The organism is Salipiger sp. ABF4_146, from assembly GCF_056161345.1.
Genome location: NZ_JBSWYX010000015.1, coordinates 89,222 through 110,973, shown reverse-complemented (window position 1 = coordinate 110,973; position 21,752 = coordinate 89,222). Strand labels below are relative to the sequence as shown.

29 protein-coding genes are annotated in these 21,752 nt (G+C 64.9%); 2 read left to right on the top strand and 27 right to left on the bottom strand.

Annotated elements, in window-relative coordinates; genetic code table 11:
• Positions 1-11: 11 nt before the first annotated feature.
• The 7 genes from ACXAJT_RS20130 to ACXAJT_RS20100 are packed head-to-tail and all read right to left on the bottom strand — an operon-like array spanning position 12 to position 9,183.
• Positions 12-290 carry a hypothetical protein gene (locus ACXAJT_RS20130; protein WP_475238079.1) on the bottom strand — a complete coding sequence of 93 codons (279 nt, stop codon included), beginning with the start codon at positions 288-290 and terminating at the stop codon, positions 12-14.
• Complete coding sequence (locus ACXAJT_RS20125) at positions 283-696, bottom strand: hypothetical protein (RefSeq protein ID WP_475238077.1); 414 nt, start codon at positions 694-696, stop codon at positions 283-285. The genes ACXAJT_RS20130 and ACXAJT_RS20125 overlap by 8 nt, the downstream gene beginning before the upstream one ends.
• A gap of 8 nt (positions 697-704) precedes the next feature.
• The gene (locus ACXAJT_RS20120; protein ID WP_475238076.1) at positions 705-1,058 is read right to left on the bottom strand and encodes a DUF1353 domain-containing protein; all 354 of its coding nucleotides are present in this window, start codon (positions 1,056-1,058) and stop codon (positions 705-707) included.
• Positions 1,055-1,642 carry a DUF4376 domain-containing protein gene (locus ACXAJT_RS20115; protein WP_475238074.1) on the bottom strand — a complete coding sequence of 196 codons (588 nt, stop codon included), beginning with the start codon at positions 1,640-1,642 and terminating at the stop codon, positions 1,055-1,057. The genes ACXAJT_RS20120 and ACXAJT_RS20115 overlap by 4 nt, the downstream gene beginning before the upstream one ends.
• Positions 1,626-2,804 carry a pyocin knob domain-containing protein gene (locus ACXAJT_RS20110; protein WP_475238072.1) on the bottom strand — a complete coding sequence of 393 codons (1,179 nt, stop codon included), beginning with the start codon at positions 2,802-2,804 and terminating at the stop codon, positions 1,626-1,628. Before ACXAJT_RS20110 ends, ACXAJT_RS20115 begins: the two co-directional genes overlap by 17 nt.
• On the bottom strand, positions 2,801-3,715 hold the full coding sequence (locus ACXAJT_RS20105) for a hypothetical protein (RefSeq protein ID WP_475238071.1): 915 nt from the start codon (positions 3,713-3,715) through the stop codon (positions 2,801-2,803). Before ACXAJT_RS20105 ends, ACXAJT_RS20110 begins: the two co-directional genes overlap by 4 nt.
• On the bottom strand, positions 3,712-9,183 hold the full coding sequence (locus ACXAJT_RS20100) for a tape measure protein (RefSeq protein WP_475238069.1): 5,472 nt from the start codon (positions 9,181-9,183) through the stop codon (positions 3,712-3,714). Before ACXAJT_RS20100 ends, ACXAJT_RS20105 begins: the two co-directional genes overlap by 4 nt.
• A 63-nt stretch (positions 9,184-9,246) precedes the next feature.
• On the opposite strand from ACXAJT_RS20100, the gene ACXAJT_RS20095 reads away from it, so the two are divergent.
• On the top strand, positions 9,247-9,645 hold the full coding sequence (locus tag ACXAJT_RS20095; RefSeq protein WP_475238068.1) for a hypothetical protein: 399 nt from the start codon (positions 9,247-9,249) through the stop codon (positions 9,643-9,645).
• Positions 9,646-9,746: 101 nt separating this feature from the next.
• Here ACXAJT_RS20095 and ACXAJT_RS20090 read toward each other — a convergent pair whose 3' ends face one another.
• From ACXAJT_RS20090 to ACXAJT_RS20080, 3 genes are all read right to left on the bottom strand, one after another.
• The gene (locus tag ACXAJT_RS20090) at positions 9,747-10,121 is read right to left on the bottom strand and encodes a hypothetical protein (RefSeq protein WP_475238067.1); all 375 of its coding nucleotides are present in this window, start codon (positions 10,119-10,121) and stop codon (positions 9,747-9,749) included.
• On the bottom strand, positions 10,118-10,840 hold the full coding sequence (locus ACXAJT_RS20085) for a Rha family transcriptional regulator (protein ID WP_475238066.1): 723 nt from the start codon (positions 10,838-10,840) through the stop codon (positions 10,118-10,120). The genes ACXAJT_RS20090 and ACXAJT_RS20085 overlap by 4 nt, the downstream gene beginning before the upstream one ends.
• A gap of 65 nt (positions 10,841-10,905) precedes the next feature.
• The gene (locus ACXAJT_RS20080) at positions 10,906-11,064 is read right to left on the bottom strand and encodes an Arc family DNA-binding protein (RefSeq protein WP_475238065.1); all 159 of its coding nucleotides are present in this window, start codon (positions 11,062-11,064) and stop codon (positions 10,906-10,908) included.
• Between the two features lie 83 nt (positions 11,065-11,147).
• Here ACXAJT_RS20080 and ACXAJT_RS20075 point away from each other — a divergent pair, with 83 nt between their 5' ends.
• On the top strand, positions 11,148-11,570 hold the full coding sequence (locus tag ACXAJT_RS20075) for an Arc family DNA-binding protein (RefSeq protein ID WP_475238063.1): 423 nt from the start codon (positions 11,148-11,150) through the stop codon (positions 11,568-11,570).
• Between the two features lie 70 nt (positions 11,571-11,640).
• Here the strand turns inward: ACXAJT_RS20075 and ACXAJT_RS20070 are convergent, their stop codons facing one another.
• The 17 genes from ACXAJT_RS20070 to ACXAJT_RS19990 all read right to left on the bottom strand — a co-directional run bounded on the left by ACXAJT_RS20070 (position 11,641) and on the right by ACXAJT_RS19990 (position 21,737).
• Positions 11,641-11,886, bottom strand: coding sequence for a hypothetical protein (locus ACXAJT_RS20070; protein ID WP_475238059.1), 246 nt, complete (start codon positions 11,884-11,886; stop codon positions 11,641-11,643).
• A gap of 122 nt (positions 11,887-12,008) precedes the next feature.
• Entirely contained in the window at positions 12,009-12,554 is a 546-nt protein-coding gene (locus ACXAJT_RS20065) for a hypothetical protein (RefSeq protein WP_475238057.1), read from the bottom strand.
• 108 nt (positions 12,555-12,662) lie between these two features.
• Positions 12,663-13,112 carry a hypothetical protein gene (locus ACXAJT_RS20060; RefSeq protein ID WP_475238055.1) on the bottom strand — a complete coding sequence of 150 codons (450 nt, stop codon included), beginning with the start codon at positions 13,110-13,112 and terminating at the stop codon, positions 12,663-12,665.
• A 105-nt stretch (positions 13,113-13,217) separates the two neighbouring features.
• Entirely contained in the window at positions 13,218-13,640 is a 423-nt protein-coding gene (locus ACXAJT_RS20055) for a hypothetical protein (RefSeq protein ID WP_475238053.1), read from the bottom strand.
• Entirely contained in the window at positions 13,637-14,077 is a 441-nt protein-coding gene (locus ACXAJT_RS20050) for a hypothetical protein (protein ID WP_475238051.1), read from the bottom strand. Before ACXAJT_RS20050 ends, ACXAJT_RS20055 begins: the two co-directional genes overlap by 4 nt.
• Positions 14,077-15,147 carry a phage minor head protein gene (locus ACXAJT_RS20045; RefSeq protein WP_475238049.1) on the bottom strand — a complete coding sequence of 357 codons (1,071 nt, stop codon included), beginning with the start codon at positions 15,145-15,147 and terminating at the stop codon, positions 14,077-14,079. Before ACXAJT_RS20045 ends, ACXAJT_RS20050 begins: the two co-directional genes overlap by 1 nt.
• Positions 15,147-15,335 (bottom strand): hypothetical protein, encoded by a 189-nt coding sequence (locus ACXAJT_RS20040; protein ID WP_475238046.1) that lies wholly within the window; start codon positions 15,333-15,335, stop codon positions 15,147-15,149. The genes ACXAJT_RS20045 and ACXAJT_RS20040 overlap by 1 nt, the downstream gene beginning before the upstream one ends.
• Positions 15,332-15,730: a hypothetical protein gene (locus ACXAJT_RS20035; protein ID WP_475238043.1), complete on the bottom strand. Its 399-nt coding sequence runs from the start codon at positions 15,728-15,730 to the stop codon at positions 15,332-15,334. Before ACXAJT_RS20035 ends, ACXAJT_RS20040 begins: the two co-directional genes overlap by 4 nt.
• A 3-nt stretch (positions 15,731-15,733) precedes the next feature.
• Complete coding sequence (locus ACXAJT_RS20030) at positions 15,734-16,099, bottom strand: hypothetical protein (protein ID WP_475238041.1); 366 nt, start codon at positions 16,097-16,099, stop codon at positions 15,734-15,736.
• Positions 16,099-16,701, bottom strand: a complete 603-nt coding sequence (locus ACXAJT_RS20025; RefSeq protein ID WP_475238038.1) for a hypothetical protein — start codon at positions 16,699-16,701, stop codon at positions 16,099-16,101. Before ACXAJT_RS20025 ends, ACXAJT_RS20030 begins: the two co-directional genes overlap by 1 nt.
• The gene (locus ACXAJT_RS20020) at positions 16,698-17,306 is read right to left on the bottom strand and encodes a glycosyltransferase family A protein (RefSeq protein WP_475238035.1); all 609 of its coding nucleotides are present in this window, start codon (positions 17,304-17,306) and stop codon (positions 16,698-16,700) included. Before ACXAJT_RS20020 ends, ACXAJT_RS20025 begins: the two co-directional genes overlap by 4 nt.
• A complete protein-coding gene (locus ACXAJT_RS20015) occupies positions 17,303-17,857 on the bottom strand; it encodes a DnaT-like ssDNA-binding protein (RefSeq protein ID WP_475238033.1) in 555 nt (184 codons plus the stop codon). Before ACXAJT_RS20015 ends, ACXAJT_RS20020 begins: the two co-directional genes overlap by 4 nt.
• Before the next feature lie 2 nt (positions 17,858-17,859).
• Positions 17,860-18,249 carry a hypothetical protein gene (locus tag ACXAJT_RS20010; RefSeq protein ID WP_475238030.1) on the bottom strand — a complete coding sequence of 130 codons (390 nt, stop codon included), beginning with the start codon at positions 18,247-18,249 and terminating at the stop codon, positions 17,860-17,862.
• 79 nt (positions 18,250-18,328) lie between these two features.
• Complete coding sequence (locus ACXAJT_RS20005; protein WP_475238028.1) at positions 18,329-19,333, bottom strand: major capsid protein; 1,005 nt, start codon at positions 19,331-19,333, stop codon at positions 18,329-18,331.
• A 10-nt stretch (positions 19,334-19,343) separates the two neighbouring features.
• On the bottom strand, positions 19,344-19,790 hold the full coding sequence (locus ACXAJT_RS20000; protein ID WP_475238025.1) for a hypothetical protein: 447 nt from the start codon (positions 19,788-19,790) through the stop codon (positions 19,344-19,346).
• 2 nt (positions 19,791-19,792) lie between these two features.
• On the bottom strand, positions 19,793-20,944 hold the full coding sequence (locus ACXAJT_RS19995; protein WP_475238022.1) for a hypothetical protein: 1,152 nt from the start codon (positions 20,942-20,944) through the stop codon (positions 19,793-19,795).
• Positions 20,945-20,954: 10 nt separating this feature from the next.
• The gene (locus tag ACXAJT_RS19990) at positions 20,955-21,737 is read right to left on the bottom strand and encodes a hypothetical protein (RefSeq protein WP_475238020.1); all 783 of its coding nucleotides are present in this window, start codon (positions 21,735-21,737) and stop codon (positions 20,955-20,957) included.
• Positions 21,738-21,752: the final 15 nt, after the last annotated feature.

The window sequence follows — 21,752 nt, the reverse complement described above, 5'->3', positions numbered from 1 at the left end:
GCGCGGGCAGATCAGTGGCTGCGCGCGTCCAGTTTGATGGCGAGGTGGTGAAGGTCTCGGGCTACGTCGATCAGCTCTCCGCGCTGTCTCTGCGCCTGCCCCGATTCATGCCGCAATGCCTCATTCAGCCGCTTCAGCTCGGCGAGGATCGCCGCGCCCTGCGACGGCCCCTCACCGGCCTTGGCCTCCTTCCGACCCTTCACGATGGCTACTCCGCCGATGGCGGTGATCAGGGTAGCGATGGCCCCGATCACGAGGCCGAATTGTTCTGCGAAGCTCGCATCAGGCATGAGCACGGACCTCCATGGCGTGCACGCAGTCCTTGACCGCGCGGTAGATACAGATGAGCGCGGCCCCGAGGATCATCACGCCGTAGGTGTAGGTGGCCGTGGTCGGCCAGTAGGTGACCGCGAAGCCCACGGCGAAGAGGCCGTAGCAGAGCGAATTAACAACGAGCATCAGCGTGCGGGCGAACGGCGTCCACCAGCGTGACCCGTTGACGTAGAGGGCCACGCAATGCGCGATCCCGGTGGTCCCGAAGAGACTGGCCCACTGAACCTCGCTCAGCCAGCGCGTCAGGTCTTCGAACGCGCCAGTTGCCATGCTCGCCATCGGTAGCGCGAGCCAGAGGCCGAAGCCGACCGTCGAGACTGAGAACCACCATTCGAGCAGTCGGTTTTTGTAAATGATTGGCATGTCGGACCTCAGCGATAGCGGAAAAGGGAGACCGTCAGCCACATCGCCAGACGCCGCAGCCGCGGCACCCTGTCTGCGGCCAGGGCTTCGTGAAAAACCGCCCCGGCGGCGACCCTGTTCCAGCCTTTCGCGGCCAGCAACCAGTCATGCAGGCACGACGCCTTGCGGAATCGGGGGTCCATCGGGTTGACAAGCCACCTCAGCCCCCTCGGGACCGAGCATTGAAAGGTGAAGTCCTTGGGCACGATGATCCAGAAATTGGACCCCTTCGCACCCATCTCCCACGGCACCGCCTTCGTCGTCTCGAAGTCGATGCCGCCGACCGGCCTGTGCCAGCTGGTCAGCGCTGTGTAACTGCTCATGCCGGCCAGTGCTCATCCGCAGTGATGTCGTCGGGAAGCTCAGCCATATCCTTCAGCTGCCGGGCCGCGAAGATGAGCGCCTGCTTGTGCCGCATCGCCGCCTGCCCGAAGGCGAACATGGTCTGCGCGTCCATAGGGTGCAGGCTGTTGTCGGCGGCGATCCATGCGAAGTCGGTATCGCCGCCGTGCCAGCGGTAGTCGCCCGCCGTTGCGCCGCCGGTCATGGCAGCAAGCGCGCTGGTGGCCGCCCCGGCCATGTTCTCACGATCCTCGGGGCGGGTTTGGTAAGTCACGCCGTCAAAAACGAACCCGCCGTTCACGCGACGGTCGCGCTCTTCGGTGATGGCGGAGAGCTTTTCACGCCGATCCATGGCGTCAATCTGCTCTTGCGTCACATCGCTCCCGCTCGCGATCGCCAGCGCATCAACCTCTGTGCTTGCATCGGCCCGGCAAAAAACGCGCACAGGTGCCGCATCGTCAGAGAGGAAAGCCCGCCACTCATTGCCAGATACGTTCTTGGCATAAGGAGTGAATTCTTGGTCATTTTGCTCAGTCATAGAGGTCTCCTCAAAGCCAAGAAACACGGAAAGCCCGAGAGGCTCCGGATCGGTTTTCTATCTGCAGCGTGCCGTCATCCGGCATAAAGGCCGTCACCTTGTTCACCGCGCCAGTGGTTCCGGTTGGGGTTGTTCCACCAACATCCCAAGTGAAATCGCTGCCCGCGGCGATGATGGTGCGCGCTGGGGACGGGCCAACGTCAATGACTGCCGTGCCGGACAAGCCGAGGGTTGGGAACGTCGAACCAACGTTTGCAAATGTCATGACGTTGCAGAGCGCACCGGCAGATGGGGGCGTGAAAACACCGACGGCATCATTTGCAACGGTCACGTATTCGCATCTTAGCTCGGTAGAGTCGCGACTGTAGAATTCCACCCAGTCGTCCCACGATGCCCCCGTGTCTGTAGACCCACGAAGCCACATGCTACCGGAATTCAAGAAGAGCTGCTGCAACCTATTGCCGCCAGTACCTGAAAAGACGTGCAACGTCGCCCCATAGGGATTGGCTACCGGACAGTTCGACCCACCGGTCCCGAAACGGTAATTGAAGCCCGGAACCAAGCACTCATTGGCGTCACCGTTGGGCGCAGCTACACCTCCGCTCTGCCCAACACCAAACGATCCAACGCGGAGCAAGATGTTATTGCTCGAATTGTCGTGAGGGTCATCTTGAACATCGCGCGCCTGCTGCGTGCGGTCCCAAGTTGACCAAGCTCCGCTATCCCGAGACCGGGTGTATTGAAGACCAGTCAGATGCGCGGGACTACTGGCTACTGCGACCTGCGTCGCATCATTTTCGTTATATTCGATATGAAGAACCGTCCCAATGAAATCAGGATCGGGGCGGTTTGCAGTCGAGGTAGGCACACCAATCAACGAGGTGCGATCCGCGTCGTTCAAATCATTCGCGTAGCTACTCGTAGCGTCCGATGGAGTAAGCGACGAGTTCAGCCGACCCAAGCCGAAGCCGCCGACCTTCATCAGCTTGCCAAGAGTTGCGTCCGCCGTATCACTCTGCACCGCATCGCCGTCGATCAGGAGCTGCAAAATATCGCTGGAACTGATGGCCTCCAGCTCGGCGGCAAAGGTCTGGGTGAGCCATGTAAAAAAGGCCAGCGCCCGGGCGTTGAAGGTGCCCGGATCGTTGAGGCTCGGAAGCGGCGGCGGCGGGGTAAGTTCGATCGTCATGTGAGACCCTCGATTTCGAGCTGCACGATGGAGACCCCGCGCTTGCGCAGCGGGATTTCGTAGTCTTGGAAGAGGCCGTAGGTGATGGCGCCGAGGTCCGAGATCAGGCTCTCATCAGCGAAGTAGACGGCAGGCGTGTCGCGAAGACCGTTGAGCACCCGCTTGACCCGCCCTGCCCCAGAGGCCGGCATGGCAAAGTCGAAGTTCACCGGGTCTGACTTGGCGCGCGGCACGATGGTCCAAGAGCCAAAGTCGTCGACTTCCTTGCTGCTGTAGGAGGTCAGGCCGATGGTGGTGCCTTCCAGCGTTTCGCCGAGCTGCGTCACCTTCCCGAGCACGATCTGCCCGGCGCGCGCAATGCCCACGCCGTCACCGATGGTGATGTCGATGGTATAGCCAGGATAGGCGGCCATCCCGGTGAACAGCGCCTCAGTCACGAACCCGTCGATGTCGGTCGTGAAGAAGCTGAACCAGTCGGTGATTTCGCTGTCGTCCACCAGAGATTGCGTCACATCGAACACCGTGTTGCCGGGGCTCCCGGTGTCGGTGACGTGCACCCGGACTTGCGACGCCCCCATGTTGAAGAAGGCGATGCCAGTCACGAGGCTCGGCGCATCGAGCGTGTAGGTGATGGTCCCGGCATTCTCGACTTGATCGGCGAGCCGCTGGTCGAACGCTTTCCAGCGGTTCATGGCGCTGACCGCGATCCAGTTGGTCCCGTCGTCGTCGGTTGGATCGTTGTTCTGGTTCGAGTCCTGCACGCTCTCGTAGGTCGTGCGCGACGGGAGATCGTTGATCCGATCCCCCGCCGCGTAGGTGGTCCCGGCGTCCCATTCGGGGTTGTCAGTCTCGCTGACGTTGGACGCCGTGAGGATCGCCTCAGTGATGGCGATAGGCGCGATCACCTTCATGCCGTGCTCCTTTCAGGGGGAGTGCCGATCCGATCCTCCTTCTCCGCCAGCCTGCGGAGCTTGGAGAGGTCGCGGCTTTGGTTGAGACCAAGCTGGGTCATGGTGTCCCGAAGCTCGGCCAGTTCCTTCCGGAGCCTGCGCAGCTCGGAGACCTGCTCACCGCCACCCAGCAACCCCCGGGTCTGCGGCGCGCTGTAGTAGCGGGCCGAGCCGGTAGCCTCGAGTTCCGGGCCGTTCTCGCCGACGATCCTCAGGCCACCCGAGTGCAGGCCGCCGGTGGCGAAGGCCGGCACCCCGCCGAGGTTGCGGATCTGGCGGCGCAAGCTCTCGATCGTGCTGGCGCTGCTGTTGACCGAGGCGTTGTACTTGCCGATCTGGGCCTGCAGCCCGTTCGATCCGTAGAAGGTCGAGCGGAACCCGGTGAGGTCGTCACCTTTGCCGTAGTTGTAGTGGGAGGCGTCGTATTGGATGCGCCCATTCGGACCGACCCGCAGGATAGCATCACCGTTGTCGTGACGCAGGTCCACGCCGGTGCTTCGCTCCAACGCTTCGATCTGGTCGATGATCGCCTGCCCCTGCGACGGCAAAGTGCTGTTGGATTGGACCGCCGCCGAAAGGCTGTTCTGCAGAGCGGTGATCTTCTGAGCCTTCTCGGCCGCATCCGCCGCCGCATTTACCGCCCGGCTGTTCTCAATCACCGCGCTCCGCAGATTGGTGATCTGCTGGCGCAGCGCGTTCATCGGGTGGCCGATCTGGTTGGCGTTGCTGGTGTTGTACCACTGTTCAAATGCCTTCGACGGGTTGAACGTGAAGCTCCCGCCGAGGCGCAGATTGCCCACGCTGCCGCCCTGCACTGCCTCAAGCAGCGAGCGCTGCGCGGTGTTGAGCTTCGACAGGTCGACACGCCCATTCAGGATGCGGTTGATCGAACCGGAGCCCGCGTAGATTTCGCGCAGATAGCGCGCCCGGTCGCCGGAGATGCCACTCAGGGCCATCTTGCCGGAGATGATGCGCTGGATGGTGGCGCTGTTCTTCAGCAGAAGCTCGCGCTCGGAAGCCGACACGCTGTTCTTGAATGCCATGCCCACGGTCACCCCGCGCACCGCAGAGGTCGAGGCGTTCAGCAGCACCCGCTTCAGCGAGGACGAGACGTTGCGGTTCAGCACCGCGTTTACGGTCACAGCATAGATGCCCTGCCGCTCCAGCAGCACGCGCCGCTCGGCGCCCGACAGGTTCGAAGAGAACGCTGCTTCGATCATCGCGGCATAGCTGCCGGAGTTGCCGAAGACGACCTCACGGACCTGCTTGCTGGCCGAGAGCGCCGTGCGCACCGCGACCGAGTAGGAGCCTGAGTTGCGCAGCGCGATCTGGATGGCCTGCCGATCGGCACCGGACGACAGAGCAACGTTGACCACGCGCGAAAGCTCCGAATTGCCCGCCAGCGCGACCGACATCTCATCGTGACTAAGCCGCGACCCCATAGTGAGGTTCACGGTCCGGGTCAGGTCCTTGATGGTGTCGAGCGCGAGCCGCTTGGTGCGGTTGTCGACATCCTTGCCCACCACGAAGTCCAGCGTCTTGATGTGCTCCGAGGCCCCGGTGATCGCCAGCCAGCGCAGGTCCGGTGTCAGGTGCTCGGCGCGCACCGCGAACTCGATGCTGCTCTCGATGCCGTTGGCGGCGGTCGAGATCAGCTTCTTCACGTCAGCCGGGATGTTGGCCTCCGGCAGCAGGTCGACCGTCACCTTCAGGCGCTCCTTGAGGTACTCGTAAGAGAACATCTCAGCCTGCTCGATGGCGGCCTGCAGACTGCCAAGCCGATCCTCGAAACCGGCGAGGTCTTCGGGCTCCAACTGGTCGCCGCTCTGGATGTAGTCGTTGAGCTCGTTCAGCACGTCGACCTGCTGCTGAGCGAGGTGCTCCACAGCCGTCTGCGACGCCGCTTCAAGTTCGCTGATCCCCGCCAGCAGGTTTGCCTGCGCCTTCACAGAGCTTTCGATCCGGCGGTATTCCAGCGCGCTTGATGCCTGCGCCCGGGCCGCGTCGAGATAGTCGCCGGCCATGCCCGTGAAGCTGCGTGCCGCGTCGATGTCGCCGCCCTGCGCCGCGGTGAAGGCCGCGTTCATGTCGCGGGTGAGCGCCGCCAGCTGCTGCTGCGCCGACAGCGAGCTATTGCTGGACGCCGTGAGGTCGTGAATGAAATCGCGCAGCGTCTCCGAGGCCCGCAGCCAATCCGACGCGGCGCGGGCCGCATCGTTGGCCATTGCGGAAGCCTCAGTGATCATCGTGGTCACCGCGCTCGACGTGGAACCGATCAAACCCGACATCACCGCCGCGAAATCGTTGATAGACGGCAAGATTTGATCCAGCGCGCCCGACATCGAGATCAGGGCGGCATAGGTCTCCCGGCCCTTCTCGCTGGTCAGGTCCAGCCCCTCGACCATGGCCCGGAACTGCTCGCGTGTGCCGGGCATCGCGTAGCCCAGATCAGCCAGCGCGTCCGTGGTCTGGCGGGTCAGGATCGCCAGCCGCTCAGCCTCGCCATAGAAGGCCTGATAGTAGGCCGAGGTCGCCGTGTTGAAGTCGTCCAGCGAGCCGAACAGCTGCACCAGCTGGGACGCCATGTCGGCGCCCTGCAGGCCGATGTAGAACATCTGCTGCCCGAGGGTGTCGAAGGCGGCGTTGACGCCGCTCAGGTGCTGGCTGAGGCGCTGCAGCGTGTCCAGCGCCTCCTCGTCCGCCAGCTGCATGTCGGCGAAGGTCTGGCCGAAGCCCTCCACGATGGCCTCTGCCGCCGTGTTGCCGATGTTGCGCATCGCGTCTTCGAGCTTCTCCGTCAGTTCCTCGTCCGACAGGCCGTCCGTGCTGATCTTGAACTGATAGGCGACATCGGCGAGCGCGTCCGACGACAGCCCAAGGCTCGCCGCTACGGCAGACACACTTTCCCCCACGCCCGCTACTGCGGCTTCAATCGGGTTCGCGATGTCGTCAGCCGCGGCCTTGAACGTCTTGTCGATCGAGGACGACAGCCCCCAGAAGCGCGAGGTCTTCGTCTTCTTGAAGGTCTCGACCAGCGCGTCAATGCCGTTGACGGTCACCCGGATGCCGCTGTCCAACTCCTCGGTCTTTTTCGAGAAGAACGACACCGCCGCGCCAACGGCCAGCAGCGGCGCAGCAACGGCGCCGACCGCGCCCGCGATCGCCGTCATGCTGCCCGTGGAGGCAGCGAGGCCAACCTGCGTGCCGATGGTGCCAGCCATGCCGCTGAGGCCGCCCGAGAGGAAGCTGCCAGCCGCAAGGCCCATGCCCTGCACCCCAGCGCCGAGGACCGATCCAACGGAGCCTAGGATGCCCGAGCCGGCCGCACCCGCGCCGCCCCCGAGCATACCCATGAGACCGCCGCCGCCCTGCGCCATGCCAGCGGCAGAGGCTGCGGTTCCGGCAATACCGCCAGCGCCGCCGAAGCCCATGCCGATCAGGATCCGGTTCCGCGCTGCGGTGGTGATCATGTTGGCGAGCAGGCTCTTGAACCCACCCCAGATGTCCTGCGCGAAGCTGTTGAAATCCGAGAGACCGCGCTGCAACCAGTTGGAAAAGGCGTCGCTCACCTCGTTGACCATCGGCAGGCTGTCGGCGAGCTCGTCGTTCAGATCGGCTACAGCCTTGTCGTAGGCGCCTTGCGAGAGCCCCGCGTCGAGCAGCGTATTCAGCTCCTCGATGCCGGCGTTATATTTCTTCACCGGGTCTGCATCGAACTCCAGCTGCTCGATCTTGTCCTGCAGCGCCTTCGCGGCCGCGGCGGCCTTCGTCGCCGATCCACTTCCACCGCCGAGCCCGCCAACGGCTGCGTTATACTGCTCCGCAGCGGTGGTGCCGTCATCCATGGCGCCCTCTGCGCCCTTCACAGTGGCCACGAGTGCGCCGACGGCCTCGCGCGCAGGGCCGAAGGCTTCAGAGATCGTGCCCGCGGCGTTCTCGAGGGCGCCCGCTGCGCTCTCTTCCGCTGCATGGCCGGCCCTCCACAGGGAGCCGGATGCTTCGCTCGCTGCCTGCGCTACGCCCATGAGGCTGTCGCCCATGCCTTTCAGGGCTTCGGTCTGCTGCATCCCGTTCGCGATGCGCCAGATAAAGTCGTGGAAGCTGGTCGCCATCTCGGAAAGGCGTGTCAGGAAACCGGCCTTCATCAAGTCCCAGACGCCGTTCAGGCCGGGCGGGATCGCGGCAGCGGAGTCGATCATGCCCTGCCAGACAGCACCAGCCACATCGCCAAGCAATCCAAGCGCAGCGCCAAAACCGCCGGCCGAAGAAACCAGCCGCCCGAACCAATAGACGGCCTCCCCGGCTGCAACGACAAGCGCCCCGATCCCGGTTGAGATTAGCGCCCCCTTCATGACCCGCAGGGAGGCCGAGAACAGCTTCACCCCCGCGCTCGCCACAGCCGAGGCGCGCGAAGTGGCCCCGAGCGCCATTTCCAGCGCGATGGTCTGCCGAACGGCTGCGATCGCGGCTGCAACGTACGTGGTGCCGACCGAGACCGCCAGCTTAACGCCGAAAGCCGTAGCGGCAACGCCAGCGATCGCGGCGGCCTGCCCGAGCCCGGCGGTGATCGCGTCCATATTCTCACTGATGAAGCCCGAGACGGCATAGATGCCGTCAGCCACCGCGAGGATCGCCCGGGCCACGGCCTCGCTTGCACCGCTCGCCTCGTTTAACTTCCCGACCGCCATTGTCACGCTGCCAGAGAGTACGGAGAACGCTTGGCTGATTGTGGGCACCGTGTTGCCGAAAGCCGTGGTGAGGCTATCCGTCTGGCTCAGGAGGGCGTCGAAGAACTCGCGCGAGGAGATTTCCCCTTCGACGACGAGGTTCCGCAACTTGCCGACAGACCCGCCAGCTTCATCGAGGCCGCGCGCGGCGGCCAGCGCCACCGGGTATGCCCCGTCGAGGATCGAGTTAAATTCTTCGGCCCGGACAGTCCCACCGGCCATCGCCTGCGAAAGCTGTGTCAAAGCGCCAGCCGCCTCTGCGGCACCGCCCCCGGACTGCGCCAGTGCGAGGCCGACGTTTTCCGTGAAGCGGAGAACCTGCTGTTGGTTCACGCCGAGCTCACGACCAGCGATACTGATCCGCTGGTAGAGGTCTGCGGTCGCTTCTAGAGGCGCGCGAGTGCGCTGCGCGATGCCAGCAACCGCATCAAGCGACGCCGTAGCCTGATCGGCCGACAGCCCCATGGATCGGAGACTGTTGGACATCGAGGTATACTGCTGCGACGCGTTGAACAGCGCGTTTGCGCCTGCCAGCGCGGTCACGACGCCCCCGACGCGCGTGGCCAGAGAGGCAAAGGCGGCATTAATCGTGTCGGCCGTCTTCTGGACGCGCCCACCGCGTTGCTCGAGCTCGCGCAACTCCTTGTTGGCGCGCACCATGCCACGGCTGTCCACGATCAGTCCGAGTTCAGCAATATCCACGGGCATCTCCTTGAATGCAAAGACCCGCCCGACTAGCGTCGAGCGGTCCAATTGGAGGTTTCGATGTTCAGATTTACGATTGCCGCGCTGGTATTTGTCGCGGGTGGCGCGGGCGCTCAGGAGCTGACGAATTGTGCGGAAGAGCCGGGCACCCTTGCCCGCTGGTCGGCCATTGAATGCGATGTCACAAACGCGACGAGCCGAGCTATTGCGAGCTTGCGATATGGTCTCACCCTGCGAGAGGCTGGCAGGACCGTTCCGTGGAGCGAGGTGGGATGGGAGGGGTTTCCGCCCAGAAATAGATATATTTCAGGCGGTATCGAACCGGGAGAAACCGTCAGGCTTTCGTTTAGTGCAGAACCTCTTCCCGACCGCGCCGATCCTGACGCAATAGAATTTGACCTAGAGGTTCTTCATATCTTCGATGTGGACAAGGTAAAAATCCCGATGACCTCCGAATGATTTAACGGAACCACCCGAATGGGAGCCACTAGGTCCAAGCAAGGGCGGTCTCCCGCCCCTGCCATCACCAGCGAGGCGCTCTGCGCGCCACAGCATTCAGGTTAAGCCGATGCCCCCTTGAGAAAGGCGAGAGCCATTTCCAGTGCCTCGCGATGACCCTCTTGGAATTTGATGTCTTCGCTAGCGGAGAGCATCCATTCGATTTGAGCAGCGGCGCCGTCCTGCGTCTGAGGTTTGGCTGCGTAGATCTTCGCCTCAAGCTCGCTGGACTTGTCCCAGAGCTCCTCTCCATGTGCCGTTTCGTCTCCATACTCATCGAAGCCATCGCTCAGCCATTCGGCACGGGCACTGCGCCACTGGTCCAGCCAATCGCGGATCGGGTCGGGCTCGGGCGTTTCGATGATCGGCGCTTGAAAAGCGGCGACCGGGGTTGCTACGACCGCGGTCGCCGCGCTCAGGAAGTTACGGCGCTTCATGCTGCACCTCCTTCCTTAGCGAAAATTTGCGCCAGACGGGCCATGCCTTTCGGCGTGATCTTCATCTGAACTCGCGTTTTCTCTTCGCCCGTCTCGGGCACTGTGTAGGTGTAGGGCTCGTGCTCGATATATCGCTGCTTGATCTTCTCCGAGTAGCCCTGCCATGCGCTGCCCTGCCGGAATGACCAATTGTTGGCGTGGAGCCAGCGGAAGAACTTGCGCTCTGGAACGCCGAGAGCCTTGGCGGCGATGCGCGGCGAGACAGAACCTTCCGACGCTTCCATGTGCTCCAAGGCGGCGACCTTGCCCTTCATGCCTTCGATCTGTTCGGCTTGGTCAGCAGCAAGGCGCAGAGCCTCACCGAAGGATTGCGGGACCTGAAGCGCACCCTTCACGCGCTTCTCCATCTCGTTGAACGCTGCGAGGAACTTGATCTTCCAGTCCATCGCCTTCTTGCCAGTGAAGCCCATAACCAGCATCGAGTAGCCGTCGCGGCTCATTTCGTACATCTGGTAGGTCTGACCGTTCTGCGCATCAACATACGGGGTCTCCTCAAAATTGAGGACACCCCACTCCGGGTTCGTGTCGATCAGGTTCCGGATGTCGCGCTGGACGTTGTCGTGCCGTTTCTCGAACTTCTCCGCGATGATGCGGCTTGTGGTCTTCAGCGTCTCGCTCACGAGACCATTGAAATCGTCGCTATTTGCGATCATATTCATGGGGAATTCCCTATGGATGTGGATTTCATCGAAGGTCGCTGGGTGTGTGAGAGCCCCAGCGGCCTTTACTTTTGCGCGATGGACTCATCGGCCTTCTGGCTCTCAAGCTGCCGCACGATGAAATTGTTCATCGAGCGCCCCTGCTCTTCGGCCCTTTCCTTAACCCACTCCTTCAGGTCTTCCGGCATCCGGAGACCGAAGGGCGCGATTTGCTTCGTCTGCATGTCACCTCCTTCGCTACACGATGTAATTACGCTACATCGTGTAATCATTGCGCGCAAGAACTTTTTCGCTACATCGTGTCGCTATGAGCGATGACGATTCTCCACAGCTGACCCGTGACATTGCCCCTTTCGGGGTGAGGATGCCTGCTGACCTGAAGGAGCGAGTCCAGGCTGCCGCAAAAGCTAACGGAAGAAGCACGAACGCAGAGATTGTCGCGACGCTTGAGAAGGAGTACCCGGCGCCTCGAGTAGACCGCATTTTATCTCTGATGTTTCAGGTTCTTGCGCTCATGCCTGAGAGCTACGTCGATGTATTCGTCAGAGACGTTCGCAGGGACTTTGCTGATGCCGACATACTTGATGAGTTCGAGGAACTTCGGAAAGAGGTGATGGCAGAACGTGAGAGGATCGGCGGCCCACTCCCTCAAGAAGAGGTTGACGACTTCATCAGGCGCTTCGAGGCCAAGTACAAAGCGATCAAAAAGCCGCCCACCTATGGCGGCTGACCGTTAACTTCGCGGTTGCGGTTCTTTGCCTGAGCCATTTTGGACTTCTTGTCGACTGCACCCCTGACGACTAGCCCCACTCGCTCGGCGGCCGGCAGAGCGGGTCGCTGCCCTTGTCCTGCCCCTCGACATAAGCCTCAGCCATGTCGACGAGCAGCTCGAGCTCCCAAGGCGCTGCCACCCGGTCAGAGACTGCCCCGAATGCCGCGACCTCCGGCCAATCCACCGCCCGCATACCGCCCATGGCCAGCTGCCGCGTCGGGCGAAGAACGAAAAGCGCGTCGAGCAGATACTGCCCGGCGCGCAGCGGAACCATAGGCGGCTCCTTTCCGGCATCGACAAACTTCTGAAGGCGCGATCGCGCGTCCCGCTTCGTCTTGTCGCCGTTTTTGTGCTCGATGTGGGAGTGCAGCCACCCCCACTGCCGAGCGGCGAGCTTTAGGCGCTCGCGGGCATCCCCAAAAAACGCTCGCCGTCTTCCGCCGCTTCAATGACCTGCTGGGCGAAGGGCCAGTTGGCGATCATGAACCGCGGGATCGTGATCTCCTCGCCATCCTTGCCCTTTGCAGTGGCGGTCAGCGCGTTGCCTTCCGCGTCCTTCTCCACCTTCATGTCGGGGAAGGTCATGTCGAGGATCTTGCGAATGCGCTCGGGATCCGTGCCGACCGGCTCTTTGCCGATCTCGAGGTTCACGCCCGAGATGATGAAACGCTCGGCGCTGTCGATCAGGTCGCCGTGCAGCTTTTCCATCGCGGCCTGCTGCTCGGCTTCGCTGTCGCCGGACTCTGCGGCTTCCTTTGCGGCGCGCTTCATCTCAGCCATACGCGACTGAACGGAGCGGGCGGCGGTGCCGCGGACCATGAAGCCCGAAGCGCCCTGCTCCGGGTCGGTGCCGTTGATCGGCTCGCGGGTATACGGGTTGCAGAGCGGGACGAAGACGCCGGTTTCAGCGCGGGTGCGGGTGTCGAACTGGGAGAAATCCATGGTGGTTCCTTTGGTCTCTGGAGCGGTTTCATTTGGGTAAAGTGCGCCGGGGTGGTGAAACCACCTCCACCCCGGCGCGGTCCTAGGGCCTGTGGGACGGCCCCGGGATTAAGCGGCGGCTACGTCGGTCACGCCCGAAGTGCCGCGGATGACGAAGTTCCGGCCCTCGTAGGAGCTGGCGGTGCGCTCGGTGTGGCGGAAGTTGGCCGCACGGCCCTGCCAGTAGTAGTCGGCGCCATTCGTGTCGGTGAATTTCCAAGTCAGCACGATGTCGCTGTCCTTGTTGGCCTTCACGACATCGAGGCCGACCGCTTCGTCGGGGTCGAAGGCGCACGAAACCGAAATCTCGCCGAGGTCCTTCACGCCGTTGACGTGCGAAGTGCGGCCGCTCTTCAACAGGTTGAAGGTGATGTCCTCCGAAGTGTCGCCGAACTCGCCCATGGAGAGCAGGTTTTCGACTTCGGTGAAGGACAGGGCCTCATAGCCCGACTGGTCCTCGGATGCCGGGGTGCCCACGGCGACGTTCAGCGTGCCGCCGATGCTGGAGTTAACGGACATGATGTCCTCCTTTGCTGTGGATGGTCCCGGCGATCACCCGCAAAGGGGAGCCCGCCCGCCGGGGAGGCAGGGTCTCAAGAGCGCCGCAGCGCTATCTCGGAAAGGTCAGGTGGCGTTGGCCACGTAGGTGGCGACGACCGGCACGCGCCACGCGCTGCCGTCTGGATAGCCGCGCCGGATGTCGACGGGCTTGCTCAGCTCGATCTGGCCGCCGGGGATGGCAATGCTCGGCAAGCCGTAGGCCGCCGACTCAAGGGCCCAAGCGATCGCTGCGGCGTGGCCATGTGCTTCCGCTGTAGCATCGACCCCAAGCTCCACCGTGATGCTCGCATAGAAGAGGCCGAGCTCGCGGCGGACACCGCCTTTGAGTGTGACCACCGGCCGATCGGTCGGCGAGTAGTCAAAGACAATGCCGGGGCGCGGCACTTGCTCATATTCGATGCCCGGCAGCACGGGGATCAGCCCCTGCGCCTGCGCGGCGCTCTTGCAGGCCTCGATGAGCCCGTTCTGGATGTCTTCAGGGTTCATCGCATGATCTCCGCTTTGGCGCGCGCCACAGCTTTGCGCACGTATCCTTGCCATCCGGCCACAGCCACGTCGCGCCAGAAAGTGCCGGGCACGCCGTTGGCGCCGTAGTGAACGGCCGCCGCGTAGGGCGCGATCTCGCCGCCCCAAGTGAAACGCGCCACCGCCCCGGCCTCCATGGCCCCCGCGATGAGCGCGTAGCTGTCCTCGCCGCCCTCCGTGAGCGCGGTGGAGCCGTAGAGCGTTGACTGCAGGCTTCCGGCCAGCCCGCCCAGATCGCGCGGGATGGTGCCCCGTACGCGACTGCCGCCGCGGCTGATGCCGGGCGTGATCGAGATGTCCGCGAGCATGTCGCTGGCCGCCTGCCGGACAACCGCGGTCTGGATCTTCTCGACCTTGCGCACCCACGCGGGCAGCTGCGCGAAGCTGTATTTCGGCACTACATTTCGGCGAGCGCTGCGGCCCGCTCCTCCGGGGTTAGCCGATCACGCAGCCCGCTGATGAAATCCACCCGCAGGCGCACATGGCACCGGCAGTTGATAGTCTCGCGTGCCGGCGCCCCAAGGCTGCCGTCACCCGGGTACTGCATCCGGTAGCCGTCGTCGGTGGTGAAGGCCTCGCCGCGTGCCCGTTCCTGCCCGTCCATCTCGCGATGGCTGTGCCGGGTGGCGCTGTCGCCCGCGGCATCCCACTCGCGCTGGATCGCCTCGTCGCCGAGCCCCTCGCGGCGCTGCATCTGCGCCAGAGCTTCATCCTGAGCCGCATGCACGGTGCCGAGCAGCTCCGTCCGCGCGATCGTCTCGCCCCGCCAGCGGAGAAGCCCGTCGCGGTAGCGCTCGGCGATACGCCGCGCTTCTGCCGCCGGCACCCCGCGCCCTTCCCTTATGGCCTTGGCCACGGTTCGGTCGAAGCGCCGATCGCGGATATTGGCGGAGCGCCGAAGGTAAGCCGGATCGCCGTTGATGAGCTCCTGATAGGCCGCCTCTGCCGCCTGCATCTGCCGGACCGTGAGCCCGATCACCCCGCCCTCCCGCCGGCCAGTCGCCCGGTTGACGCGGCCCACGAGGTCCAGCGCGGCGCGGCGCGGCGAGGTGCCCGCCTCCGCGGCGCTGCTGAGCACGCCCTGAATAATCTCCCGGCGATCGCCGCTGATCTCGACAATGAGCCGGCTGGACTGCTCCGAAAGCCACCGCACGACCTCGGGCGTGTTGCCCCCGAAGACGCTGCTCACCCGGGCGCCCTGCCGCCGCGCCATGCGCTGCAGCTCGGCCATCGCGAACTCGCCCGCCGTGGCGTGGCCTGCGCGCAGCGCCGCGTCGAGCGGGGCGAAGAATTCCGCGTCCATGCGGACCATCTGCAGCACCGCCGCCGTGTCGCCGCGGGCGATCGCGTCCTCGAGGGCGGCCAGCTGCACATCGCCGGTGATCCGGGCGATGCTTGAAACAAAGGCCTCTCGTACCTGCGGAGCGAGCTCGTCCAGCAGGTCGATCAGCGTCTTGCGTCGTGCCATTAGCGGCCCTCGATGTAGGTCTCGTAGAAGAGGTTCCACCACGCAGCGGTGGCGATGACTTCGCGGAGCTTGGCCTCATAGCCCGCCCGGAAGCCCATGTCGTAGACGCCCTGAAAGATGCGCTCGATCCGCTCGCGCTGCTCGGGCGTCCCGCCCTGCCAGTCGTCTAGGATCGTGCGTTTCGTCATCGCTGCAGGTCGGCCTCGAAGAACACATTGATACCGCCCGGCGCCAAAGGGCGTAGCTCGGCGATTTCGCTCGTCCGCTCGGCTTGCTGCGCCTCGGTCAGCGCGGCAACCGCAGCCTTGGTCAGCCCGACGAACACCTTGTCGCCCTTGGCAGGCGTCACGCCCTCCGCGGTGCTGATGTAAAGCGTGCGCCGGGTCTGCCCGGTGAGCGTGCCGGAAGCATCCCGCACTTCTTGGTTCAGATCAACGGCCGTGATCTCGGTGTCTGTCTGCGTCTCGCTCGGGTTCCATGCGTCACCGGAGCGCACAATCTGCCGGAGGGTGGCCGGGCCGCCAAACTCTGCGATGAGCTCGGCAGCGTCCGCCGCGGCCTCGGCGTAGTCGAAAGCCGGCATGGCTCAGAGGTCGGCGAAGATGAGCCGCGCCGCGATGGTGCGGAGGCCGTCCTCGCCGTCCTTGTCCTCGACGCGAATGCTAGCGAAGTCCTCGGCGGTGGCGCGGTCCGGATAGTGCGCGAGGATCATCTCGAGCAGCTCGGCGCGGTTCGCCTTGGCGATGTCGGAGCGGGTGATGCCCTCGGCCTCAGCCGGCGCCGGGTCCGGCTCGACGATCAGCCGCTCCTTCTGCAGCTGCACGGCGATGTAGCGTTCCTGCGAGATGCGGGCGAGCGTGGCGGCCGTGACGGTCAGCTTGCCGCCCGGGGCTACGCTGTGGCCGGTGCTGGCGGTGATGGGCTGGTCGGTGGTGTTCTTGAGGGTCGGCATCAGGTGGTCTCCTTGGTTTCGGTCAGTTCCTCCGGCGCCCCGAGCAGCACGCGGGTCCAGCCGCTCATGCTGCGCATCCGGGCGCGGTATTCTTCGGGCACCTCGAGCCAGCTGTTGCGGAAGCCGTGAGCGCTGCTGCGGCCCTCCGGCTCGCGCGGCAGCCAGCTTTCGCGGCCGGTGAAGTGCGGCGCCGGGTCGATCGGCACACCGCAGAGCACCACCCGCTCGAAGCCGAGATCCACAAGCGCCACCTTCGCGGCGAAGAGGCCCGAGCTCCCGCTCTTCTCGCCGGCGAAGCTGTAGGGCGTCGCGATGATGTCCGCCGTCAGGCCCTCAGACTGCGCCAGAGAGCCACGGAAGGCCTCGGGGTGGCCGATGTGCGCGCGGGCCGGCGGATAGCCCTTGGCGGCGCGCTGGTGGCGCCAGCTGGGCCCAACGCCGAAGTAGCGCGGGTGCAAGCTGACCCATGCGTCGAGTTGGCCGGGCCATTCGGCGCCGGCGTCATTGCAGGCGACGACACCGGCGAAGTCGATCGAGGCCCGGGCGCGCGCCAGATCGGAATGCAGGCAGGCAGCCCCGCCGAGGACGAGTGCGGTCCTCAAAGGCGGTGCCCGATGCCAATGCCAGGGCGGCCCGGCCAGCCCTTGATCCCGGTCACGCCCCGCGGCTCAGGCCGGAAGAGGCGCTTGGATCCGGAGAAGTCGCGCCAGAAACGCAAGTCGATGCCCTTCCCGCCCTGCCGGCAGGTATCGCGCAGCGCATCGACAGCGGCCCCCTTCAGCGCTGTGGAGCACAGCGAGGCGTGGCGGTCGTTCCTACATTTCAGCGTGCGGCCGGTGACGCGGTGCTTGTAGAGGCTGTGGCTCTCCCCAATGAGATCAGCTTCTTTCAGCCGCTCGGCGCAGCGCTCGACCCACCACGGGGCGTATTCGTCGTCGTCCTCGATGATCGCGACGCCTTCGCGCGCCCATCCGCCCAGCCCATAGAGCAGGTTCCGGGCGAGCGTGTTCTGTCCCGGCTTCCAGTGCGGCCGCGGGCGTAGCGTCAGAATATCCCAGCCCTTCAAGCTCGGCTCGGCCATCGGCTCCGGGCCGTCGTCGACGATCACCCAGAGCACCGGCCCGGCGTAGGTCTGCGCACGCATCATCTCCACGCAGGCCGCGAAGGCTTCCGGGCGGCCGCCGGTGGGCGTGAGCAGCGAGATCACAGGCCGGAGCTCCGCCCCAGCGCGCCCATAAACATCTTCGGCCCCGAGAGATCGGGAATGAGGAGCGCGGCCAGCAGGTCATTGACCGCCGTGAGCATCGGCCGGTGATCGGCCGGGCCCTTGGCATCCTGATAGGTCTTGCTCATCGGGCCGAGCTTGGTCTGCTTCACGACCTGCGAGGGCGTGACCTGCCGGAAGAGGACGCCCGGGCTGTTCGCATCGAACCAAGCCGCCTCACAGGTGGCATCCTCGATCGCGGCGGGGATGGTCGTGCTGTCGATCGCGAGGCCATCGACATCCGTCGCCCCAGCGCGAGGCCAGAGGCGGCGCTGAGAGGCGCTTGCCTTGGAGCCGGGCCAGCGGCTCGGCAGCGTCTCGGTCGGGCCGCCTACGCCTTCGACAAAGACCGTGCCCCGGCGGATGGATGCCTCGAGATCCGCATCCGCGATCGCCGAATAGCCCCAGCCCCGCGCATCGGCGTAGGTCTTGAAGGCCACGAGCGAAACGAAGGCGTCATCGGAGGCGCCGCCGGGGGTCACGGTCAGCGCCATGATCAGGCCGCCCGCTCAGCTGCCACGGCATCGGCGATGCCCGGCCACAGCTGGTCGCGCTCGGCGGCGGAGAACTTCGCCACGCCATCGTCGAGCAGCGCGTTGAGCTCGCGCACGTCCGGCACGCCGGCATCGTTGAAGTGCTCATCGTCGAGCACCTTGGCGGCCTCGGCGAGCAGCGCCTGCCGCTCCTGCCCGGAGGGCGGCGGGGTGACGGGCTCTTGCACCGGGTTCTGCGCCGGGTTGGTCACTGCCGTGCGGCCGGCGACGGGCCGGCACTTGCCGACGAGGTAGCCGGGGATCTTCTCGCCCTCGATGGTCAGCTCGGTGCCGACCTTGAGCTCTTTGCCGTCGGCATCGTGGGCGCCCTTCTCGATGATCTCAACTTTCATGGGGTTTCTCCTTGGTTACGTGATCTCAGGAAAGGGGCCGACAGCGCCGACCCCTCGCTCAGATCACCGCTCGCCCAAATCAGGACGAGTGCGCGACGCCGCACTGATCCTCGGCCGAATACTTCACCTCCACCGCGGCCGCGGCCATGGTGACGAAGTTGTAATCGTCCTCGGGGTTGGCGCGGAATTGCGCGCGGTTGGTCATCGGCATGGCGTTGAGCACCTGCACGGTCCGGCGGTTCTTCACCACGCCAATGAGCTCATTGGCCGCGACCTTGGAGGCCGGGACAATCTCGCCGACGCCCTCGAGCTCGCGCACGCGCTGCGCGATGGTCTTGTTCGGGTACTGCGCCGAGAAATCGGTGTTGCCCGCGAAGAACCAGTCATCCCAGTTCACGTAGATGGTGGCCGGCATGCGGAAGCCCTTGGCGTGCAGGAGCTTCAGCGTCGCGTTGATCTCCGCCAGCCACTCGGCCCCGGTCGCGCCGTTCAGCGTCACGCCGGTAGCGCGGGTGTTGCGCTTGGGGTGGGTGCGCAGGCCGTACTGCTGGGCACCGGCCACAACGATCTGATCGTTTCCGTCCAGCGCGTGCATCTCGAGGCTCTCGGCCACCTTATACATCGCGTTGATGCGCGCCCCGCCGTCGAGGTTGAAGCCCTCGGTCGCGGCCGCTTCCATCTGGCGCCAGCCATAAGAGAAGGTCGAGTCGAGGATCGGGACCGGGGTGCCCTGATAGGTGATGGTCGGCTGGTCGGTGCGCGCTTTCGAGCGGCCGTCCAGCGAGACGTTCACCGTGCCCGAGTCGCTGATCTGCTGGAAGTAGTGGATCAGCTTGCCGATCGGCATCGGGGTGGCCACCGAGGCGGCGAGGTCGTTGAAGACCGCCAGCACTTCGCGCTGGATCTCCACCGCCTCGCGGTCCCACTCGCCCCAGACATCGCGGGGGAGCGGCGAGGCGTTGCCGATCAGCGGGTTGCCGCCATCGCCAAGGTCGTAGGCGTTGGCCATGACCTGCTGGCGCCGGTTGAACATCTGGCGGTTGGCCAGAATGAGGCGCTGCTGCTCTTGGGTGAAACGAAGCATATGGGCCTCCTTATGCCGCTGCCGTCTGGAAGCTGTTGGCGATGCGAACATCAGCCAGAGCCCCAGCGGTGAAGGCGCCCGGGGTGTCGTCGAAAGTCGCGACAACACGCTGCGAGGCGCCGGTCTTGGTGAGGTAGCCGGAGGCGCCAATGGTGAGCTTGTCGCCCTTGGCGTAGGTCGCGGCTGCGAGGCGGGCCTGATAGACCTCGCCGGGGCGCGGGCGGAAAGCCACGCCGGTGTCGCCCGATGCGTAGGCGTCTGCGAGGCCCTGATCGTAGAAGCGACGGTTGGAGAGGACGAGGAGCTCGGCCTCGATGTCAGCCGCCGTGGCGACGGTGAACTCCGTGGCGCTCTCGGTCACGAGAATGCCCGGGAGGTAGGCGCCGGCTACGGTCTTGTCGGAAACCGTCTCCGGCTCCGACGCGATCGGCCCGCGATAGATGACGTTGCCGCTCATGATCAGTCGTCCTTCTTCTTGCCAACATCGACGTTGGCGTTGAGGTCGAAGTCGGCCCACTCATCCTTGCCGCCGGCATCGCCGGGGAAAGCACCGTTGAGCGCAGCGGCGCTGCCGGGCTTGGACTTCTCGACCAGCTTGTTGAGCGCAGGAAGTGTCATGCCTTCGAGCTCATCCTCGGTCCACTGGCCGCCCTTGGTGAGAGCGTTGACCGCGGCGGCGCGCTTGGCGTCTTCCTCGGCCTTCTGGTTCGCCGCCATCTGGTCGACGTGTTCCTTCATCGGCTTGACGGCTTCGGTCACCGCGTTGGTGATCGTTTCGCCGAGGCCTTTGAGGTTTTCCGAGAGGGTCTTCACCTCGTCGGAAAGCGCATTGAACTGCTCATCCGAAACAGCCATGTCGTTCTCCTTTGCGTTTTGGGAGGTTTCCCGCTCGGAGCCTGTGACGGCCTCCATGATCGCGGTCTTGATGCGCTCCATCAGCGGAACGCGGGCCATCCGTTCGGCAGCCCTAACGGCCATGTCGGCCGCCCAGTCGAGCTCACGCTCGGCATCTTCCAGAGCCGAGTTGATGACCTCGATCTGTTCTTCCTCGCCCTTGGCGTTGACCATCATGCCGACGCCCTGATCGGGGGTGGCAGCGCCCTCCTCGCCGAGAAGGATCGCGTCGTGGTCGAAGCGCATGTTGCGGGCGATGTACTCGCAGTCGTCGGCGTTGCTGGCCTCGAGGTCGAGCAGCAGGCCGGTCGAGGTGTGGATCGGCTCGCCCTTGTCGATCGCCTCGAGCACGGCCTTGCCGCCGGAGCTCTCGTTGGCGCGCTGCACGTCGATCACCTTGTCGAGATAGACCCGGCCGTTCTCGCGGCGGACGTTCTCGTTGTGCGCGCCGATCCAGCCGAGATTGATCCCCTCCGGATCGGAGGCGCTGACGAACTTTCCGTTGATGGTCGGATGCCCCAGCGGCGCCGGGGTCCGATTCAGCGTCATGTAGCCCTTCTCGATCTCATCGGCCGGATACTTGATGCCGTTCATGATCACATCGTCGGGCAGCGTGGCGCTCGGAACGATGATCTTGTCGCGGCCATTGCGGCGCTCGCGGCGCACAGCCTTCGTGTTCGCCAACGTGCGGACGTTGACGCGAACTGCCTTGGACATGGTGCTGCTCCTAGATTGTCTCGTCGTCGGGCGGCGGCGTGCGGCCCGGGGCGCCGGTGTCGTCGGCGTATTTGTCCGCATCGCTCAGCGGCTCGAGGTCCACGGCGTCGCGGATTTCCTCGGGCGTGAAAACGAGCTCGCGGGAGCCGCCCTGCGCGGCCTTCTGGTTCACGCCGGCCATCTTGTCGGCCCGGTCGATCTTCTCCGCCATGCTGGCCTCGGTGAGATCGGTCCAGCTGATGAACCAGTCGCGCTCAGGCAGGATGCCGAAGCGCTCGAGGCGATGGACCAGCGCCATGATGTTCGGGCGCACGCGATCGGCGCGGTGGCCCATGCAGGTCTTGGCCCACTCCTTCGCGTCCTCGGAGCTCGCCCGCTCGCCGGTCTGCATGCCGGTGAGCACCTTGCTCGGGATCTCGACCGAGGCGGCGAAGTTCTCCAGCGCGCCGGCGCGGAAATGCTCGGGGCTTGGCAGGGTGACGCCGAGGGTCTTGGCCTCGATGCCCTGCAGCAGCAGGTTCTTGTCGAAGCCCTTCTGCCACGCCTCGACCTGCTCGTTCATGGCGTCGGCGAGCTCTTCCACCCCTACGCCCATGGCCTGCGCCATCTGGCTCAGCTGCGCGCCCTTATCCATCTGCAGGACCGGCGCGCTCTTGGCGTTCTTCCAGAAGCCCTCGCCCCCGGCGCCGGTGATCTTCTCCAACGTGAGGAGGTCGTTGTAGCCGGGCTCGAGCATGGAGCGGCCGTGCACGGTGCCATCCTCGGACCAGACGATGACGCGATCCGGGTGCACCTCGAAGCTGCGGTT

Bases quoted from the DNA above. Each gene is read 5' to 3' on its own strand.
- ACXAJT_RS20015 (WP_475238033.1), bottom strand. From the start codon at position 17,857: ATGGCGCTGACCGTGACCCCCGGCGGCGCCTCCGATGACGCCTTCGTT.
- ACXAJT_RS20105 (WP_475238071.1), bottom strand. From the start codon at position 3,715: ATGAAGGTGATCGCGCCTATCGCCATCACTGAGGCGATCCTCACGGCG.
- ACXAJT_RS20070 (WP_475238059.1), bottom strand. From the start codon at position 11,886: ATGGTTCCGCTGCGCGCCGGGCAGTATCTGCTCGACGCGCTTTTCGTT.
- ACXAJT_RS20005 (WP_475238028.1), bottom strand. From the start codon at position 19,333: ATGCTTCGTTTCACCCAAGAGCAGCAGCGCCTCATTCTGGCCAACCGC.
- ACXAJT_RS20075 (WP_475238063.1), top strand. From the start codon at position 11,148: ATGAGCGATGACGATTCTCCACAGCTGACCCGTGACATTGCCCCTTTC.
- ACXAJT_RS20120 (WP_475238076.1), bottom strand. From the start codon at position 1,058: ATGAGCAGTTACACAGCGCTGACCAGCTGGCACAGGCCGGTCGGCGGC.
- ACXAJT_RS20030 (WP_475238041.1), bottom strand. From the start codon at position 16,099: ATGCCGACCCTCAAGAACACCACCGACCAGCCCATCACCGCCAGCACC.
- ACXAJT_RS20095 (WP_475238068.1), top strand. From the start codon at position 9,247: ATGTTCAGATTTACGATTGCCGCGCTGGTATTTGTCGCGGGTGGCGCG.
- ACXAJT_RS20010 (WP_475238030.1), bottom strand. From the start codon at position 18,249: ATGAAAGTTGAGATCATCGAGAAGGGCGCCCACGATGCCGACGGCAAA.
- ACXAJT_RS20125 (WP_475238077.1), bottom strand. From the start codon at position 696: ATGCCAATCATTTACAAAAACCGACTGCTCGAATGGTGGTTCTCAGTC.
- ACXAJT_RS20065 (WP_475238057.1), bottom strand. From the start codon at position 12,554: ATGGATTTCTCCCAGTTCGACACCCGCACCCGCGCTGAAACCGGCGTC.
- ACXAJT_RS20060 (WP_475238055.1), bottom strand. From the start codon at position 13,112: ATGTCCGTTAACTCCAGCATCGGCGGCACGCTGAACGTCGCCGTGGGC.
- ACXAJT_RS20055 (WP_475238053.1), bottom strand. From the start codon at position 13,640: ATGAACCCTGAAGACATCCAGAACGGGCTCATCGAGGCCTGCAAGAGC.
- ACXAJT_RS20080 (WP_475238065.1), bottom strand. From the start codon at position 11,064: ATGCAGACGAAGCAAATCGCGCCCTTCGGTCTCCGGATGCCGGAAGAC.
- ACXAJT_RS19995 (WP_475238022.1), bottom strand. From the start codon at position 20,944: ATGTCCAAGGCAGTTCGCGTCAACGTCCGCACGTTGGCGAACACGAAG.
- ACXAJT_RS20000 (WP_475238025.1), bottom strand. From the start codon at position 19,790: ATGAGCGGCAACGTCATCTATCGCGGGCCGATCGCGTCGGAGCCGGAG.
- ACXAJT_RS20110 (WP_475238072.1), bottom strand. From the start codon at position 2,804: ATGACGATCGAACTTACCCCGCCGCCGCCGCTTCCGAGCCTCAACGAT.
- ACXAJT_RS20130 (WP_475238079.1), bottom strand. From the start codon at position 290: ATGCCTGATGCGAGCTTCGCAGAACAATTCGGCCTCGTGATCGGGGCC.
- ACXAJT_RS20040 (WP_475238046.1), bottom strand. From the start codon at position 15,335: ATGACGAAACGCACGATCCTAGACGACTGGCAGGGCGGGACGCCCGAG.
- ACXAJT_RS20035 (WP_475238043.1), bottom strand. From the start codon at position 15,730: ATGCCGGCTTTCGACTACGCCGAGGCCGCGGCGGACGCTGCCGAGCTC.
- ACXAJT_RS20090 (WP_475238067.1), bottom strand. From the start codon at position 10,121: ATGAAGCGCCGTAACTTCCTGAGCGCGGCGACCGCGGTCGTAGCAACC.
- ACXAJT_RS20045 (WP_475238049.1), bottom strand. From the start codon at position 15,147: ATGGCACGACGCAAGACGCTGATCGACCTGCTGGACGAGCTCGCTCCG.
- ACXAJT_RS20085 (WP_475238066.1), bottom strand. From the start codon at position 10,840: ATGAATATGATCGCAAATAGCGACGATTTCAATGGTCTCGTGAGCGAG.